General features: G+C 45.0%; 15 protein-coding genes. 10 read left to right on the top strand and 5 right to left on the bottom strand.

Annotated elements, in window-relative coordinates; all coding sequences use genetic code 11:
* Positions 1-10: 10 nt before the first annotated feature.
* Together MHB37_RS05265 and MHB37_RS05260 are read right to left on the bottom strand one after the other, a co-directional pair.
* On the bottom strand, positions 11-829 hold the full coding sequence (locus tag MHB37_RS05265; RefSeq protein WP_081387703.1) for a GGDEF domain-containing protein: 819 nt from the start codon (positions 827-829) through the stop codon (positions 11-13).
* 80 nt (positions 830-909) lie between these two features.
* Positions 910-1,497 (bottom strand): histidine phosphatase family protein, encoded by a 588-nt coding sequence (locus tag MHB37_RS05260; protein WP_038568983.1) that lies wholly within the window; start codon positions 1,495-1,497, stop codon positions 910-912.
* Between the two features lie 268 nt (positions 1,498-1,765).
* Between MHB37_RS05260 and MHB37_RS05255 the strand changes: the two genes are divergently transcribed.
* Positions 1,766-2,920, top strand: a complete 1,155-nt coding sequence (locus tag MHB37_RS05255; protein WP_076219736.1) for a phosphodiester glycosidase family protein — start codon at positions 1,766-1,768, stop codon at positions 2,918-2,920.
* A 305-nt stretch (positions 2,921-3,225) separates the two neighbouring features.
* Here MHB37_RS05255 and MHB37_RS05250 read toward each other — a convergent pair whose 3' ends face one another.
* Positions 3,226-4,131, bottom strand: coding sequence for a GNAT family N-acetyltransferase (locus MHB37_RS05250; protein ID WP_340012005.1), 906 nt, complete (start codon positions 4,129-4,131; stop codon positions 3,226-3,228).
* A gap of 1,176 nt (positions 4,132-5,307) precedes the next feature.
* On the opposite strand from MHB37_RS05250, the gene MHB37_RS05245 reads away from it, so the two are divergent.
* The 9 genes from MHB37_RS05245 (at position 5,308) to MHB37_RS05205 (ending at position 14,196) form a co-directional block, all read left to right on the top strand.
* Positions 5,308-6,006, top strand: a complete 699-nt coding sequence (locus MHB37_RS05245) for a response regulator transcription factor (RefSeq protein WP_076303434.1) — start codon at positions 5,308-5,310, stop codon at positions 6,004-6,006.
* Positions 6,003-7,001 (top strand): HAMP domain-containing sensor histidine kinase, encoded by a 999-nt coding sequence (locus MHB37_RS05240; protein WP_076187328.1) that lies wholly within the window; start codon positions 6,003-6,005, stop codon positions 6,999-7,001. Before MHB37_RS05245 ends, MHB37_RS05240 begins: the two co-directional genes overlap by 4 nt.
* 239 nt (positions 7,002-7,240) lie before the next feature.
* Positions 7,241-8,011, top strand: coding sequence for an ABC transporter ATP-binding protein (locus tag MHB37_RS05235; protein ID WP_036679832.1), 771 nt, complete (start codon positions 7,241-7,243; stop codon positions 8,009-8,011).
* Complete coding sequence (locus MHB37_RS05230; protein ID WP_341164657.1) at positions 7,986-9,932, top strand: ABC transporter permease; 1,947 nt, start codon at positions 7,986-7,988, stop codon at positions 9,930-9,932. Before MHB37_RS05235 ends, MHB37_RS05230 begins: the two co-directional genes overlap by 26 nt.
* A gap of 147 nt (positions 9,933-10,079) precedes the next feature.
* A complete protein-coding gene (locus tag MHB37_RS05225; protein ID WP_076280460.1) occupies positions 10,080-11,036 on the top strand; it encodes a YafY family protein in 957 nt (318 codons plus the stop codon).
* Between the two features lie 105 nt (positions 11,037-11,141).
* Complete coding sequence (locus MHB37_RS05220; RefSeq protein WP_076195143.1) at positions 11,142-11,600, top strand: SRPBCC domain-containing protein; 459 nt, start codon at positions 11,142-11,144, stop codon at positions 11,598-11,600.
* A gap of 226 nt (positions 11,601-11,826) precedes the next feature.
* Positions 11,827-12,081 (top strand): FeoA family protein, encoded by a 255-nt coding sequence (locus tag MHB37_RS05215; RefSeq protein ID WP_036679839.1) that lies wholly within the window; start codon positions 11,827-11,829, stop codon positions 12,079-12,081.
* Positions 12,078-12,809 carry a FeoB small GTPase domain-containing protein gene (locus tag MHB37_RS05210; protein ID WP_341164658.1) on the top strand — a complete coding sequence of 244 codons (732 nt, stop codon included), beginning with the start codon at positions 12,078-12,080 and terminating at the stop codon, positions 12,807-12,809. The genes MHB37_RS05215 and MHB37_RS05210 overlap by 4 nt, the downstream gene beginning before the upstream one ends.
* Positions 12,787-14,196: a nucleoside recognition domain-containing protein gene (locus MHB37_RS05205; RefSeq protein WP_076220490.1), complete on the top strand. Its 1,410-nt coding sequence runs from the start codon at positions 12,787-12,789 to the stop codon at positions 14,194-14,196. Before MHB37_RS05210 ends, MHB37_RS05205 begins: the two co-directional genes overlap by 23 nt.
* A gap of 770 nt (positions 14,197-14,966) precedes the next feature.
* On the opposite strand, the gene MHB37_RS05200 is transcribed toward MHB37_RS05205, so the two are convergent.
* Positions 14,967-15,662, bottom strand: a complete 696-nt coding sequence (locus MHB37_RS05200; RefSeq protein WP_405169015.1) for a hypothetical protein — start codon at positions 15,660-15,662, stop codon at positions 14,967-14,969.
* Positions 15,663-15,841: 179 nt separating this feature from the next.
* Complete coding sequence (locus MHB37_RS05195) at positions 15,842-17,251, bottom strand: PLP-dependent aminotransferase family protein (protein WP_076305594.1); 1,410 nt, start codon at positions 17,249-17,251, stop codon at positions 15,842-15,844.
* Positions 17,252-17,261: the final 10 nt, after the last annotated feature.

Raw genomic sequence — 17,261 nt, 5'->3', positions numbered from 1 at the left:
ACTTAACAAACTAATTTTTATAAACTGAATAACGACCTGTACCCAGCTGTTTGGCGGTGTACATCGCTGTATCTGCTTCGTGCAGCAGCCTGAAATGATCCACCTTGCCATGACTAATGCTGATGCCTATGCTCGCAGATACAAAGAGGTTGTGCTCTCCCAGCTGATAATGTCTGGTCGTCTTCTCCAGAATCTGCACCGCTAACTGCTCCGCTTCCTTCTGATTGCAGCCTTTAGCTACAATCACAAATTCATCGCCGCCTATGCGGAAAATATGGCGTTTTCTTTTGCTGGAGAATTGACTTAACCTTCCTCCCACCTCTTGCAGCAGTAAATCGCCCACATGATGTCCTAAGCTGTCATTGATTGATTTGAACCGGTTCAAATCCATAAACAATACGGCTAGTTGCTCATTTACTTTGCAGCGATCCCAAAAGTGATCCATTCCATTCTTGTTTAAGAGCCCCGTTAAGCCATCCTTATAGGCAAGTTCCTTAAGCTGCTCTCTTTCCGCCAAAACAAGGTTCAGCCGTGTAAGCAAAAACATTAAAACAGCTATCGTAAGCGCGTATATCAATAACGGAGTGAAAATCCCCCCATTGACCTCTATAGTTTCTTCTAAGGATTTTTTGCCTAGCTGATGCATTGCCCACAATCCAACGACGATAGTTATAATGGAAAGGCCCGTGTAAACTGCTCTTTGTTTTGGTTCCTTACTAGCAACATCCCGGTAAAATCTCAATACTAAATAACCTACAACCCCTGCGATGATAATGGACATTAACGTTTGTAAATAAATCTGAACCTCTACCACCTTTAATTCGCACATCCTTCTGAACTACAAATAATAATTAGCTTACTGTACTGCGATACCAATATATAAAAAAGCTCTGAACATTATCTGAACACTTACTCTTTCTCCAAATGCCGCGCACAATTATATAACTCGCAGTTCCAGGAGCCATCCGATTCGGATTTTGTTATTCGCGTAATTGACGTATTGTTCAATAATACTGTGCCGTCCAGTTCTGGAAGTAGTCTTCTAAGGCTACTGCGTAAAATTGCACCATGGCTAACGATCAGAATATGACTGCCTGGATGTCTCGCCGCAATTTCTTCAATCACTTCGCTGCCTCTGAGCTCGCTGGCTTCTGGAGTTTCCAAACCCAAATCTAACGTCTTCCAATCGGTTCCCCATCGTTCAATCCGCTCTTGCTGCGTAGTTCCTTCAATAAGTCCCGCATACATCTCTCGAATGCCCGGCGCTAAACCCGTGATCTCAAGGCCTAATCTTTCTGCAATAACCTCTGCCGTTTGCCGCGCTCTGAGTAAATCACTTGAATATATGTAATCCCATTGTTCTGTGCTAAGACGTTCAGCCAGTAGTTGTGCCTGTTGCAGGCCTTCAGCATCCAATGAATTATCCGTATGCCCTTGCACTCTGCCTTCTTTATTCCACGCGGTACTTCCATGGCGAATTAAACCTATTGTAGTCATAAAAATCTCCTTTTAGCTATTGAGTCTAGTGGCAGTTGTGATGCTGGTTATGGTGCTAGTTATGGTGCTAGTTATAGTGCTAATCTCAGTGCAATTTCAGTGCAATTTCAGTGCAATTTCAGTGCTAATATAAATAATATAATCTATATTCTATCAGATTCACCCTATGAACATTTAAAAATAAAGGTTATCCAAGTTTTTGAACATGAGGTATAATAAACCTTGTCGTTTTTTACAACAGCTACAAGATAAGGAGTAATTGTTTATGATGAAAAAGCTAGGGTCCACTCTGTTTCTTACCTTCTTACTGCTCGTTCCACTTGTCGCCACTTGCCCATCCACTGTTGGTGCAACACCAGTTCCTAAAAACACCGTCTATGTGGACAAGAATAACCATTCATACATACCACTGCGTCTCTTAAATAGCTTCACTGGTATACAGTCTGTATGGAATCCTAACGAAAAACGTATAAGCATTACGAATGCAGACACCACCATAACGCTTACATTAGGTCAAACCGCTGCGCTCGTCAATGAAAAGTCGGTTACACTAACTGATCTTGCTTTCAGTGATAATGGCACGGTATATATCCCGTTGTCTTTTATCAGCACAACGCTTGGCATTCAATTAACTTGGGATAAGGAAGCCTCTTCATTAACCCTTAAGAGTAATGATATTGCAACCACTGTTCCTGTACAGTCCGGCGCACTAATCAAAGCGGATTCTTCACCAGTTGTCAGCGCTAGTAAAACCTTCAAAGTTGGCGGCAGATCCTTCAAAGCCCAGACGGTTACAGTGTCCCTGCTGCATCCTAAGGTGAAACTTGATGTCGTACTGGCTGGAAATACGGTCGGAAAAGTAGAGGACCTAAGCAGTCTGGCTAAACGTAATAATGCCGTAGTTGCGATTAACGGAACATTTTTTGATGCCTATACAAAAGGAGCATACAAAGCTCCATACGGGTACATTGTCAGCGGCGGAAAAATGCTTAAAAATAGCTCCGGGGATCGCCGGACGATTTTCACCTATGACAGCAACCATCTGGCGTCACTGATTCCTGGGCTGGAATTCACAAGCCGCTTCGCTTCCGGTTCTATGGAAGGAGCTCTTCAAGCCGGCCCGCGTCTTCTTGTGAACGGCAAGGTATCCCTAAATGTCGCGGCAGAAGGCTTCAAAGATCCAAAAATCTTAACCGGCGGCGGAGCACGCAGCGCGCTCGGATTAACACGCGACCATAAGCTCATTCTACTGACCACTGGTGGAGCCACCATCCCACAGCTGGCAGAAATGATGAAGCAAGCTGGAGCGTATCAAGCCATGAATCTGGATGGTGGTGCATCCAGCGGGCTCTACTACAACGGCAAATATCTTACGTCCCCTGGGCGTCAGATCAGCAATGCAATTGTAGTCAAATATCAATAAAATCTCTGGGCCAGACGGCTAGTTGCGAGTGCTGAGCTTTGTGATTTGACTCAGCTACTGCTCGACTATGGCTACTAAGAATATATGATTCTATTGTACAAAGTGCAATCAGAGGCAGTTTGCAGCGCATAATTGCTCTGGCGGTATGATTGCTGTGCGACGTATGAGATTACTGTGCAGCGTATGATTGCCGAGCTCAAACCCAAAAATCCCCTTGATGACTTACCCATCAAGGGGATTTTTCATAGTACGTTGCCAGTTTAGGTACTGCTGACAGATCCAATATCGGGGGCAGCCGGTGCAACTTAATCTGTGTGACCTGAATATTCCCACACCTGTAACCAAACTTCTGTAGTAAAGCCCAATTCCTCATAGAAAGGCTGCATAGAACCTACGTAAACTTTACTAGCTCCGAGTTGTTTTAAACGGTTAAATCCTTCGTGTAGAACCGCCCGTCCCAGTCCCAGCTTTCGATAGTTAATGGATGTGCCTACAGGCTCCAGAGCACCAATTCTATTGCTGCTGTCCCAAAAAATATTACAAAAGGAAACCACTTCGCCCGTGTCATTCACAACGCTAAGATCGAGCTGCGGATTATAGCTTGGAGCGTTACTCATATTCCCATAATGCAGCAGCGTGAGCTCTGCCTCCGCCGTTTCTGCATAGTCGAAGGCCATGATATGTCCGAGCGCTTTTGCAGTAACCTCGATCTCATCTCCGCTGCATATTCTAAAGCCAGAGGGGAGCTCCACAGGGAATTCCTCATCCAATCGCAAGGAGTTTACGCTTTCCTTACCACCCGTTTGATGATACCCCCTCTTACGAGCAACCTCCGCCGCAGAAGTCATATTCTCCGGTATTGGCACATACAGCTCTACGTAACCACCGTTCTCTTCCTCAGCTTTTTGTTCAGCAAAAGCGAACATTTCTTCAAGTAATTTTTCCGGAGGATTCATCTCAGCACACTGAAAATAGAACCCATCGTCCCTGCACACTACAGCTGCAAGCTCTCCATTCTCATACTCCCATAAGCCCACTTTTTGTTCCCACTGCTCCAGCGTTCCACTTCTCGTCTCCTGAAAAAAAATAACAAATTCCCAGCGGTCTATAAGCCAGGTATTTGGAGTCTTTAGCTTACTGTAACTTTGTATAAGAAAATGACGTACCTTTAGCAGATCTTCAGAACGGTAGCTTCTAAAATTAATGTTCATTTTCCACGCCCCTCTCTTTAATTTCATATTAAGGGGGATGCAAAATGAAGCATATATCATAATTAGTTATTATTATTTTATACTACCTAATATGATCCGTACGTTCACAAAACAAACATTTCTCGAGTGGAAATTATGAGCTCCACGCATCCGTTAACTGCATTTAGTGCAACTATTCCTCAGAAAGTTACTTAAAAAGATAGTTAGTTGTATTTCGTGCAGTTAAATTTCTGGTTTTCCTTTAATTGCACCGAATTCACCCTTTTTAGTTGCACAGAGTGCAATTAAATGGATTCTAGGGACTATTTACGGAGAAATAAGTGTACAAAGTGCAATTAGAGAAAGCTTTGGAGTGGGCGATCTTCTTCCGGAGGAAATAGTCACTGATCAAGCTTTTTCAAGCGATAATTATGAGCTCCACGCATCCGTTAACTGCATTTAGTGCAACTATTTCCTCAGAATGTTACTTAAAAAAATAGTTAGTTGTATTTCGTGCAGTTAAATTTCTGGTTTTCCTTTAATTGCACCCAGTTTACCCTTTTTAGTTGCACAGAGTGCAATTAAATGGCTTCTAGGGACTATCTATGCAGAAATAAGTGTACAAAGTGCAATTAGAGTAAGTTTTGGAGTGGGCGTTCTTCTTCGGGAGGAAATAGTCACTGATCAACTATTTCCAAGCGATAATTATGAGCTCCACGCATCCGTTAACTGCATTTAGTGCAACTATTTCCTCAGAATGCTCCTTCAAAAGATAGTTAGTTGTATTTCGTGCAGTTAAATTTCTGGTTTTCCTTTAATTCCACTAGATTCACCCTTTTTAGTTGCACGAAGTGCAATTAAATGGCTTCTAGGGACGATCTACTCAGAAATAAGTGTACAAAGTGCAATTAAGTCTGGATAATCCGCTTGAGCGAAATCTGGATTGCTTAGAGCTAGATCAGCTAAAGCTAGATCAGCTAAAGCTAGTTCAGCTAGAGCTAGATCAGCTAGAGCTAGGCCAGCTAGGCTAGACCAGCTAGACTAGGCCAGCTAGAGCTAGATCAGCTAGGCTTAGATCAGCCAAATTCCCCTTCGGTAAGTCTAGCTAGATTCTTACGTTGACCACGAATAAGAGTACTCTTTTTGCATAATTTTCCTTGTACATGTTACTGTATAACTGAACAAAGGAGTGAAAATATGGAGACGATTCTAATCATAGAGGACGATGCCAAGCTGGCAAGCTTGCTGAGCACGTACCTATCGAAATATGGGTTCCATACAATTATTGTAGAGGATTTCAACAGGGTGCTGGAGACTTTTAATGAAAGCTCGGCTGACCTTATCTTACTGGACGTCAATCTGCCTAAATACGATGGGTTCTACTGGTGCCGCCAGATTCGTTCCCTCTCACTCTGCCCGATTCTGTTCATTTCTGCACGGGATAGTGGAATGGATCAGGTGATGGCGCTTGAGAATGGCGGGGACGATTATATCACTAAGCCTTTTCACTATGAGGTTGTACTTGCCAAAATCCGCAGCCACATACGTAGAGCATATGGTTCATACTCACAGACTCAAGAAGAGCATAAACTCCAATCTGGAGGTTTAATCCTCTATCCTGAACGATATATGATCCAATACGACGGGCACACGAGTGAGCTAACCCAGAAGGAAGCGGTTCTACTGGAAGCTTTACTGCTTAAGGAAGGACGAGTGGTTAACCGGGAGCGTCTGCTCGATCTCATGTGGAAGGATCAGCATTTCATAGATGACAATACATTAAATGTCTACATAACCCGTGTCCGCAAAAAGCTCAAGGATCTCGGTCTTGGCGACATTGTGGAAACCGTAAGAGGCGCTGGCTATCGGCTTAATGTTTCTAAGGATACGCCATGAGGCTTTTTTGGAGAGACCAGATCTCACTGATCCTATTCTATCTGCTTCAGATGCTGCTTATCCCTTTGCTGTATTGGCTGTCTGGTGAGAACAGACCGATCTCTATCATGCTTTATGGAATCGCCTTGAGTACCGTAGTTCTACTGCTATATCTAGGCTACCGATACGTTCAGCACCGGAGATTGTATGCAGCATTAAGCGAACCTATGGACATGCTCCAAAAACATCTTGTTTCCTTAGGAGACACTCCTCTTTCAGAAGCTATCCATGAGTTATTGCAGCTGATTGACCGCCAGTATCAGGAGCAAGTGAATGCGCATGCGCGCCAGATGGATCAGCATATCGTATTCATGAATCGCTGGGTTCATCAAATGAAGACCCCGCTCTCTGTAATTCAGCTTACGCTAAAGGATCTTGAAGAGGAGGCTGCCGCAAGTATTCAGGAGGAACTGGAACGTCTGCGCAGAGGGCTGGAGATGGTTATCTACACTTCAAGACTTGACCGATTTGAAAATGATTTTCAAGTTGAACCGTTACTTCTGCGCAAAACCGTTAGTGAGGCGGTAGCCGAAAATCGCAGACTATTCATACGCCGGGGTATAAAAGTAGATGTACAGGTGGATGCCAATCTCGCGGTATATAGCGATGCTAAATGGTTAATGTTTATGCTGGCCCAAATCTTAACCAATGCCGTAAACTATACCTCCGGTACTGGCAAGACCGTTACCCTCTCAGCTCAGCGTGTAGGCACCGACACGATTCTGGATATTACCGATCAAGGGATCGGCATTTCTCCTGAGGATCTGAAGCGGGTCTTTAATCCCTACTTTACGGGTGACCGCGGACGACATTATCATGAATCGACGGGGATGGGACTGTATCTCGTCCGGGAGATTTGCAACAGGCTCGAACACAAGGTGGATATTCAGTCCCGGCTCGGGGAAGGAACCCGCGTGCGACTTATTTTTAGCAACAGTGATCATCTACAGAAATAATATTGAGGGGACTTCATCGTCATTATTCATGGCTTTGAAGCCTCCTTCTTCTTTATAGGCTACTTATCTCTCAACCCATTCCCCACAAGGAGAATGGCGAACATAACCTTAACGTCTCTGTAAGGAAACCTTAAGGTAAATCCATAGCAGCTAATCTCTCGATCTTATAAATTATATACATAACCCGTTCCCCGAATAAGGCGGATGAAATCATTTTTGTATTGGAAGGAATGAATGATATGAACGTATTGGAAGTCAAAGGACTTCATAAGGTATACCCTGGCAAAATAGTGACCCAAGCCCTCACCGATATTCATCTTAATATTGAAAAAGGTGAATTTGTCGGAATTATGGGACCGTCTGGTAGCGGTAAAACAACACTGCTCAATATGGTATCCACAATCGACCAGCCGTCCTCTGGCGAAGTGAATATCAATGGCAGCAACCCTTATCTTTTGAATAAAAAAGAGCTCGCTCACTTTCGCCGAAAACAGCTAGGCTTTGTGTTTCAGGACTTCAACCTGCTTGAGACATTAACCGTCGCCGAAAATATTGTGCTGCCCCTGACTTTGGATAACCGTAAGCTCTCACAGATGGAAATCTTGCTTCAAAGAGTCGCTGAACGCTTAAACATTACCGATATTCTGAGCAAACGCACTTATGAAATTTCAGGGGGACAACGTCAGCGGACCGCAATTGCCCGGGCGATCATCACCTCTCCTTCGATTATTTTGGCCGATGAGCCTACGGGTGCGCTTGACTCCAATTCTTCGCGGATGGTGATGGAATCGCTGGAGGATATTAACCACAAAGAAGGCACCACGCTAATGCTCGTAACACATGATCCACTGGCAGCGAGCTACTGCAACCGAATTGTTTTTATAAAAGACGGCAAACTAGCAGCCGAAATTCACCGGGGAGATAACCGTCAGGCCTTCTTCCAAAAGATTATCGACACACTTTCGTTCTGGGGAGGGAATAGTCATGAACTTTCCTCAATTCGCGTTTAATAATGTACGCCGTAATTCGCGCGCTTATTTTGCTTTTTTCTTAAGCAGTGCTTTTATGGTCATGATCTTTTTCTCTTATTCAGTCTTTATTTATCACCCTAGTATTACCAACATCGCGCTGGGTGCGAATTCAGCCTCCGGCATGCAAATTGCTTCTTACATTGTGTTTATCTTTGCGTTCTTTTTCGTACTATATTCGATTAGTGCGTTTCTGAAAATGCGTAATCTGGAGTTCGGCATACTGATGATTTTAGGCGCACGCCCTGGCCAGATCAACAAGCTGATTCTTATAGAAAACATGCTGATCGGACTGCTCTCTATAGTAACAGGTGTGTCTTTCGGCATGCTTTTATCCAAGTTATTCTTGCTGCTAAGCACGACAATTATGGGCATGGAGCCACTACCCTTTTATTGGCCAATGAAGGCGTTAATGATTACTTCTATCTCTTTCATTTCATTATTTCTGGTCATTTCGGTCTTCACATTATTGTTCATTCGTAAACATCAAGTTCTTGAACTGCTTAAGGGAAATGTTAAACCTAAAAAAGAACCCCGTGTCTCCTTGTTGTTCTCGCTCTTTGGGCTTCTACTGTTGACCGTCGGCGCTCTCGCGATTCGGAAGCAATTGTCCCCGTCCTCACTGTTAGTCGCCGCTGTCACAGGTATCGCTGGAACCTACTTTTTCTACTCTCAGTTATCTGTATTGGGCATTCGCCTACTAAAACTAAGACGCAAACGGTTGTGGCGCGGAACCAATCTGCTGTGGATTTCCGAGATGAGTTATAAGATTAAAGACAATGCAAGAATGCTGTTCCTTGTAACTGTGGTTACCTCGCTTGCCTGTATGGCTTCGGGAATTCTTTTATCGATTAATCAAGCGAACTCAGACCTCTATAAAAAATCCCCATTCGCTGTGAGTTATACGATTTATGATCCGAAGGATGAAGCACCAGATTTAGAGCCCATTCACACTAAATTAAAGAATGCTAAAGTCGAGTATACAGAGAATAAAGTAGATCTAATCTCTGCTTCCATTCAAGGAATCGATAAGGAAATAATACTTGGAATTGATCTGATCTCCCGCTCACAGTTCAATCAACTGGGCTTACAGATGGATGTGTCCGAGGTTGGACCCTTGTCTGAAAAAGAATCTGTATTGCTGCTGAACCCACATATGGATTCACAGAATTATGCTGCTAATCGAGCGATTCATTTGAAGGTTCAAAAAGATGAGGAACTGATGTTAAAAGAATTACGAACACCAAAGGTGCATCCAGTAGATCCAATGGCCACCTCACTTCTAATCGTAGATGACAACTTATATCATAAGATTTCAAATTCAGCAGAGAAGTACACGAGACCTTATGTGAGATATCTATACAAAATCCCTGCATGGGACGGTCCTACACCTAATGACAGCTCAGCTGAAGCTGTTGTCACCAGAGACCTTATCCAATGGAATAAAGCCGCTAACAAGGCTAACCATCAATACAGCTCTATACTGGGATCGCGAGCAGACAGCTATCTATCGACCAAACAGGGAGCCGCCATGCTTAGCTTTATAGGAATTTTTATCGCACTGATCTTCTCGCTATCATCCGCCAGCTTTCTCTTTTTCAAGCTTCATACTGAGCTCAACACAGATAAGCAAATGTATAATGCTTTGTCCAAAATCGGTTTAAGTACTAAAGAAATGTCAGCTTCTGCTACCAAACAGATTTCTGTGCTTTTCTATATTCCGATTATTATTGCCACCATTCAGACCCTTGTCGTGATACGCCCGATACTGAAACAGATTAATATCACAAATGTAACTGTGCCCGTGCTTACTACATCTGCTGTATTTCTGGTTGTGCAAACTATCTATTTCCTTATTGCGAGATCACGGTACATTCATAGTCTCAAGAAAATAATGGTGTAACACCATGTTGAAAAGAATCGTAACCCTGGATGTACTTCGCGGCTTGGAACTTATGGCAGCACCAAAAGGTTCTCTAGCTGATCAATAGGCAATTTGCTATAGTTAGTAAACTATTACTAATTAATGAGGCAAGGAGGTTCCTGATTTATGTCCAAGGCTGATCACATGTTATCCATTCTCTGGATGCTCAAGCAACGGGGAAGAACCGCCGGGGAACTAGCAGAAGCGCTAGAGATCAGTGTCCGCTCTGTCTATCGTTACATCGACGCGTTATGCATCAGTGGCGTACCCATTATCGCGGATAGTGGACCTGGTGGTGGCTATAGCCTTCCGGAGCATTTTTCCGAGGTCCCGTTATTCTTTGACTCCGACGAACAACGTTCCCTCCTGCAAGCCGCCTCCTTTGCGCGGGGAACTGGATATCCTTATGTAGAAGCTCTAGATCAAGCAATCGCCAAACTGAAACGGTACAGCAATGCGCAGCAATTAGAACAGATGGAGCGTCATGAGAGCGGGATAGAAACCATCCACTCCCCTGCTGCGCCGCTTCCCCACCTACTGCAAGAGCTTGAATTAGCGACGGCGAACGGACATACCCTCCAGATGGAATATCGGAAGGGAAACGGGGAGACGATTTCTTCCCGCGCTATTGATCCTTATGGACTTGTCCTGTGGAAAGGGCAATGGTACACCGTTGCTTATTGCCATCAGAGGCAAGAAATTCGGTCTTTCCGAGTCGATAGAATAACTGAACTGCACCGCACAGAAGCTCTGTTTGCCCGTCCTGCTGACTTCTCTGCACGTGATTTTTTGTTAAAAAGCTTGCTGCCCACACCAAATACTCCAGAGAAACTCATAGCAGTAGTCATCGCCGCCGATGAAGGAATCCTGAACGATCTATGCAGTCATTGGCTGTTTGGACATGCGCTGGTGCAGCGCATTGACGGACAAGCCCGTTTTCAAGTCGATGAGACCTCCTTACTGACTTATGCGCCTTACTTCTTGTTGCCTTATGGATCAACACTACGAATCCTAGAGCCTTTAGCTCTGAAACAAAAGCTGTCCGCTATAGCTACCGATCTGGCAGCTTATTATAAAACTTAAAATGATTATTTTAGGATCACTGACCGTAGTTGTCAGTGATCCTTTTGTATAGTGTAAATAAGTCTAAGGGAATAAATGATTGTACAAACCAAGGAGGAATAAGGAATGAAAGAACTTCACTATGAATTTTATATTGGCGGAACACCTGAGCAGGTATGGGAGACTTTGATCTCTCCCGAAGGTACTAAACAGATTTACTACGGGAGCGTAATCCAATCCACTTTTAAAGAAGGTGAATTGCTGGAATATGTTGGTCCCGGTGCAGATGGCGATGAAACGATACATGTATATGGGACTCTGCTGGAGTTCACTCCACAAAAAGCGTTTCGTTTCACGCATAAGGTCGGCCCCTCCTATCATAAGGGTACAGAAAGATATGAATCGCGTATATCTTGGCTGCTTGAAGCGGTGGGTGGAACTACTAAGCTTACGCTTATCCACGATGAATGGCATCCTGATGATCCTTCATATGCTGGCAGTATCAACGCCTGGTGGCAGGTTCTGAGTAATATTAAAACCTTGGTCGAGACCGGACGTACACTTGATTTTGGCAGCTGGTCGTAATTTTAATGTTAATTAAGAATTAAGCTCAACCCTGCGGAAAAGAGCGTACAAGCCCTCTTTCGTCAGGGGCTTTTTTTGCTTAATTTTATTTTGCCTAAGGGAAACATTCTTGTTGCAGGGACAAAGTTGTTGCCATATACTAATGTTGTGCCAGACTACAAGAAATGTTCTAATACACAAAATAAAAACCGTAGGCGGTAAAAATATAAATGAAAGAAGGGATCTCATGACTGGAACAACTATTCCTTTATCAGAGGCTGCAAAGGGTAGCACGCTGCGCATCAGCGACATTGAAGTTCAAGGTGTGCTTAGAAGAAGATTACTGGACCTCGGGTTCGTAGTCGGGAATATCGTAGAGGTGTTGCGGCGTAGTCCATTAGGAGATCCTATAGCTTTTCGGGTAAGCAATACGACCATTGCACTGCGTAGAGAAGAAAGCTCTTTAATATTCGGAGAATTAATTGGAGGTGTAGAAGCATGAGTCAGTTCACCGTCGCTTTTGCAGGCAATCCTAACACCGGAAAAAGCACACTATTCAACCTGCTAACCGGCATGCGACAGCATACTGGAAACTGGGCAGGTAAAACCGTCATTACTGCCGAAGGCGAATTCAAACACAATAACCATTCATACCTCGCGGTAGATTTACCAGGAACGTACTCCCTATACTCAAATTCCGCGGATGAAGAAGCGGCTAGAGATTATATTATTTTTGAACAGCCAGACGTGACACTTGTAGTGCTTGACGCTACTTCGCTGGAACGTAATCTCAATCTTGCCTTGCAAGTACTGGAGATTACCGGACGGGCGGTTGTCTGCATCAACCTCATTGATGAAGCACGTAAGCTGGGCATCGACATCAACCTGAAGAGTATTTCCAAACGTCTCGGCGTACCCGTCGTTGCGATATCGGCGCGCAATAAAATAGGGATCGATGCCTTATTGGATCAAGTGGAGCGAATGGCTACAGGCTCATTCACAGCGCAGCCGCTGCGGATTAGTTACAACGAAGAGATCGAACGGGGAATTGCCGAGCTTACACCATTGGTAGAGCAAACCATCGGTACCAAATATCCCGCTCGCTGGATTGCACTGCGCTTATTGGACGGTGATGACAGCCTGCTTACTTCACTTAAAGAGCATATGAAAAGCAAGGATTTACCCGAAGCAAAGGAGGTCATCGGCCATGGAGTCACTGCCTATCACTAAGGGATCTGACGCTCTAGATTCCCTATTGTCCACCGCAAAAAAGCTCGCTGACGGCGGAGCCATTCGGGATGAGATTGTCAGTGGTATATATGGCGTATCCGCAGGCATCTGCGGAGATGCAGTTACTTATCGGGATAAGAAGAAACTGAACAGCACTTATAAGCTGGATAATATCGTGACCTCCAAAATTTGGGGTTTTCCCATCATGCTCGCCATTCTCGGTGTCGTATTCTGGATTACGATTGCCGGGGCTAACTACCCTTCTAGCTGGCTCGCTTCCTTCTTTGGCTTCATCGAAGGATATCTGACAGCGGGATTTGAGGCTCTCCATGCCCCAGCTTGGCTGCACGGCGTGCTTGTGCTTGGCTTGTATCGAGGCACCTCATGGGTAATCAGTGTCATGCTGCCACCGATGATGATCTTTTTCCCCGTATTCGCTCTGCTTGAGAATTTCGGGTATCTGCCACGCGTTGCGTTTAACATGGACCGACTGTTCAAAAAATCAGGTGGTCATGGCAAGCAAGCTTTAACCATGTCCATGGGCTTCGGCTGTAATGCGGCCGCTATCCTCTCCACACGAATCATCGAATCGCCGCGTGAACGAATGCTGGCTATACTGACCAACAATTTTGTCCCTTGCAACGGCCGCTGGCCCACGCTGATTTTATTGTCTTCCTTATTTATGGCAGGAGCCGCTACGACAGGGGCGCTTCGTACATTCACCACTGCCTCCGTCCTAATGGGAATGGTTCTAATCGGCATCATTGTTACCTTAACCGTTTCCTGGGTCATGTCCAAAACTGCGCTGCGTGGGGTTCCCACACATTACACATTGGAGCTTCCTCCCTACCGCCGTCCACAAATCTGGAAGACCATACTTATTTCCTCCAAAGATAAGTCCCTTAACGTACTTACTCGGGCTATCGTCGTTGCTGCCCCTGCCGGGATTATCACTTGGATTCTAGGCAATCTGTTTATTGGCGGCGATTCTGTACTGAATCATATGGCTGCATTCTTTGATCCGTTCGCACATTTGCTTGGCATGGATGGCTTTATCATCATGGCCTTTATTCTTGGACTTCCTGCGAATGAAATCGTATTGCCTATCCTGCTTATGGGCTATATGTCCTCAGGCGCTATGGTTGATATCGACAGCTTAGGCAGTATCAAAGATGTCTTTCTCTCACATGGCTGGACCTGGCTGACCGCACTCAACATGATGCTGTTCTCCCTGCTCCACTATCCTTGTGGTACGACACTCGTGAACATTTACAAGGAAACAAAAAGCATGAAGTGGGCCGTTCTCTCAGCAGTCATTCCGCTGGGTATCGCCATCGGAGTAACCTTTGCTGTCGCTCAGCTTGCCCGGTTATTTGGGTGGGTGTGACGAGGGTGAGGTAGGCTTGCGATCTAAACTCAAGTGACATCACAACTGACTTCAACTGATTTCAACTTACATCGCAAAAATTCATCATTAACTCACTAAATTCACCTTAATCACATCACCCAAATTAACCTTGCTACACGGAATTCACCTTACTTTACCTTACAATCTAAAGTGCAACTTGCTTCACAAAATTCTGCCCTCCTTGAACTGATATTTAAGGAGATTCTCCCTCAAATTCGACTTTATAGGCGCGCGTTAAACTTTTTGCGGAATTTCTCCCTGATAATCGATCTTTATAAGCACACATTGGACTTTTTGCGGAATTTCTCCCTAATAATTAGCCAATTATAGGCAAAAAGGGCAATTTCCGCAGAATTTTAGGGAGGAATTCCCCAATTATCGCTAATAATGAGTAAAACACGATAAAATCAGGGAGGATTTCCCTAATTATTGATTCTAGATGATTCCGAGCTACACTTGAGCACCAGCACTAGACCTGCATCGCCCTTCCACACATACCAACTCTAGACCTACGCCGCCCTTCAGCACACACCAGCATTAGCATCAGTACCTTTTCGCCCACCAACATACTCCACCACTGGTCCACCAACACAGCCCAACACCAGTTACTCAAGGTCTTCTCAAACAAATAAGCGGTCGCTCGGATGTTTATCCCGAGCGACCGCTTATTTTATCACAACCCCTTATATATTCTTACGTCCTAACTTGATCCCACCATTACATTACATGACGTGACTCTACAGTTAGAGTCATTTTTTGCGCGTTCCATCATTTCTACGACGGTATAGAACAGCCCCAGCTATAGCCACTAGAACGATAATTATTCCACTAATCCCCACATTAACAAGTGGAAAGGAATCACTGTCCCCAGCCGGGTTCCCCGTTTGATCAGGCTCATTACTCCCAGCTCCTGACTCCGGTGAATTATTCGGAGTTACCTCCGGAGAAGCGGTAGGCGTTGTAGGCGAAATACCCGGTCCCAGCTCTTTTAGATCCACTGAGTCAGCGGTTAGCCGCTTAGTTCGACTGCATAAACTAGCCTCCAGATTACCAGAGTCTCCGCCGTCTCTAGCATAAGCATAGACAATGTAACTTTCCCCTTCCACAAATTCAAAGCCGCAGCTTGCAGAAGATAAAGCCGTAGTTAATGTAACTTGATTCCCCTTGACCCCTTTCCAGCTGGAATCCACCTCAAAGGTTACCTTTACTGGATCAGCAGAAGAAATTATGTTCCCCTGTGACGGCTCCTTCATATCCACTACTTTCCCGACAAAAACAGCTGTACTTTTCTCAAGAGCTTCCAGTGGCTCCGCAGGCATAACACAGGAACAGGCGTAAGTGACCGAGGGCCGTACCGTCAGCAAAGCCGTAAATATTAATAGGACACCTAGAAATATCATCATTGGACTTCGGAAATTGATCTTTCGGAAATTGATCTTTCGCACTTTGATAACCCCCTTCTTTACCTTACAGACGGAGCAAATGTGGAAAGTGTTACAGGAATTCCCAAACAAGTGATACAAGTTTATCCGGTAGCAACTCCTCTAATCCTCTTCTTTAATTACCCTAATCTTCTTTAACTCCTCATATCCTCTTCTTTAATCCCCCATACCTGCTGTACCACTCACAAACTGTGCGCGATCCCAATCAAACGCTGTATTCCTTCGCGCAGCACCCCTTCGCTTGCAAAGGAATAACTTAGGCGAAGCCTTGACTTCATTTCCCCCAGTGGATCAAATAACTCCCCAGGAACAAAAGCGATAGACTGCGCCATACTTGAAGCAAACAGGCGATCCATCGTAAGATGCTCCGGTAGTTTCACCCATAGATTTAGTCCGCCTTGCGGAGTCGTCCATTCCCAGCCAGTCCCCGCCAGCTCCTCTTCTACAATTTCCTTATGCACTTGAAGTGCAATGCGCAGCTTACCGAGATGCTGTTGCAAGCGTGGGGAGGTGTAGTAATGTAGAAATATTTTTTGATTCAGCAGCGGAGTGCCATTGTCCGCGAGTGATTTGGCCGTGATCAGACGCTCCATAAATGGATATCGGCAGGCCACCGCACAGATTCGTAAGCCAGGGGCTACATATTTACTGAAGCTGCTGATATAGATCACCCACCCCTCCGTATCATAAGCAAAAAAGGGCGGCGGCGGCTCCTCATCAAAATACATATCGCGGAACGGGTCATCCTCCACCAGTAAACAGCGATAACGTTCGGCCAGTTCTACCAACAGCTTGCGCTGTTGCACAGGCACCGTGTATCCAGTTGGATTGTGATGCGTTGGATTAATGTAGAACATACGCGGCTTATGCTTTTTCATCAAAGTTTCTACTTCCTCCAGATCATATCCCTCCGGAGTGATCTCTACCGGGACCAACCGTGCCCCCTCCCGGCGAAAAATATCCATAGCAACACTATAAGTAGGCCGCTCCACAAGCACCGTATCCAGAGGACCAATCACAATCCGGGCAATCAGATTGATCGCCTGCTGCGCACCCGAGGTAATAAGCAGCTCTTCCGAAGTTAACTGCAGCCGATGTTGCTTCCGAAAGTGGTGGCTTAACGTCTCACGCAGCTCGTTATCCCCCTGGACCGAGGCATACGTTCCCATTACCTTGGGATATAGATCGAACACTTTTTTGACATAGTCAGATAGAAAAAGATTCGGCAGCAGCCCCGGATCAATCAGCGCCTGCGAGAACTGATACTTAACTGGCACTCTCTGAATATCAGACAGCGGATTAGTGAGCGCATAAGCCGATACTGCGGCTCCTACTTCAATAGCAGGAAGCGAGATTATGGGTGCCACGTAATATCCTGATTTATCTTTTACATAAACCTTTCCATCCTCCGTCAACCGTCTGTACGCTTTGAATACGGTCAGTCGATGTACCTTAAGCTCCTCCGCCAGCAGCCGTATAGAAGGAAGCTTATCATGTGCGACCCACTCCCCTCGCTCCATGCGATTTAATAGAAATTCATAGACCTGCCGAAACAAAGGATGATTATGCTCCGCTCCCACAACCTTTTTCATCTGGCTACAA

Source organism: Paenibacillus sp. FSL H3-0286, from assembly GCF_045040705.1.
Classification (GTDB): Bacteria; Bacillota; Bacilli; order Paenibacillales; family Paenibacillaceae; genus Paenibacillus_AQ; species Paenibacillus_AQ odorifer.
The sequence above is the reverse complement of the archived record's forward strand: the minus strand, read 5'-3'. Positions and strand labels throughout refer to the sequence as shown.

Bases quoted from the DNA above. Each gene is read 5' to 3' on its own strand.
- MHB37_RS05210 (WP_341164658.1), top strand. From the start codon at position 12,078: ATGAGTCAGTTCACCGTCGCTTTTGCAGGCAATCCTAACACCGGAAAA.
- MHB37_RS05250 (WP_340012005.1), bottom strand. From the start codon at position 4,131: ATGAACATTAATTTTAGAAGCTACCGTTCTGAAGATCTGCTAAAGGTA.
- MHB37_RS05230 (WP_341164657.1), top strand. From the start codon at position 7,986: ATGAACTTTCCTCAATTCGCGTTTAATAATGTACGCCGTAATTCGCGC.
- MHB37_RS05215 (WP_036679839.1), top strand. From the start codon at position 11,827: ATGACTGGAACAACTATTCCTTTATCAGAGGCTGCAAAGGGTAGCACG.
- MHB37_RS05255 (WP_076219736.1), top strand. From the start codon at position 1,766: ATGAAAAAGCTAGGGTCCACTCTGTTTCTTACCTTCTTACTGCTCGTT.
- MHB37_RS05245 (WP_076303434.1), top strand. From the start codon at position 5,308: ATGGAGACGATTCTAATCATAGAGGACGATGCCAAGCTGGCAAGCTTG.
- MHB37_RS05260 (WP_038568983.1), bottom strand. From the start codon at position 1,497: ATGACTACAATAGGTTTAATTCGCCATGGAAGTACCGCGTGGAATAAA.
- MHB37_RS05195 (WP_076305594.1), bottom strand. From the start codon at position 17,251: ATGAAAAAGGTTGTGGGAGCGGAGCATAATCATCCTTTGTTTCGGCAG.
- MHB37_RS05220 (WP_076195143.1), top strand. From the start codon at position 11,142: ATGAAAGAACTTCACTATGAATTTTATATTGGCGGAACACCTGAGCAG.
- MHB37_RS05235 (WP_036679832.1), top strand. From the start codon at position 7,241: ATGAACGTATTGGAAGTCAAAGGACTTCATAAGGTATACCCTGGCAAA.
- MHB37_RS05205 (WP_076220490.1), top strand. From the start codon at position 12,787: ATGGAGTCACTGCCTATCACTAAGGGATCTGACGCTCTAGATTCCCTA.
- MHB37_RS05225 (WP_076280460.1), top strand. From the start codon at position 10,080: ATGTCCAAGGCTGATCACATGTTATCCATTCTCTGGATGCTCAAGCAA.
- MHB37_RS05240 (WP_076187328.1), top strand. From the start codon at position 6,003: ATGAGGCTTTTTTGGAGAGACCAGATCTCACTGATCCTATTCTATCTG.
- MHB37_RS05265 (WP_081387703.1), bottom strand. From the start codon at position 829: ATGTGCGAATTAAAGGTGGTAGAGGTTCAGATTTATTTACAAACGTTA.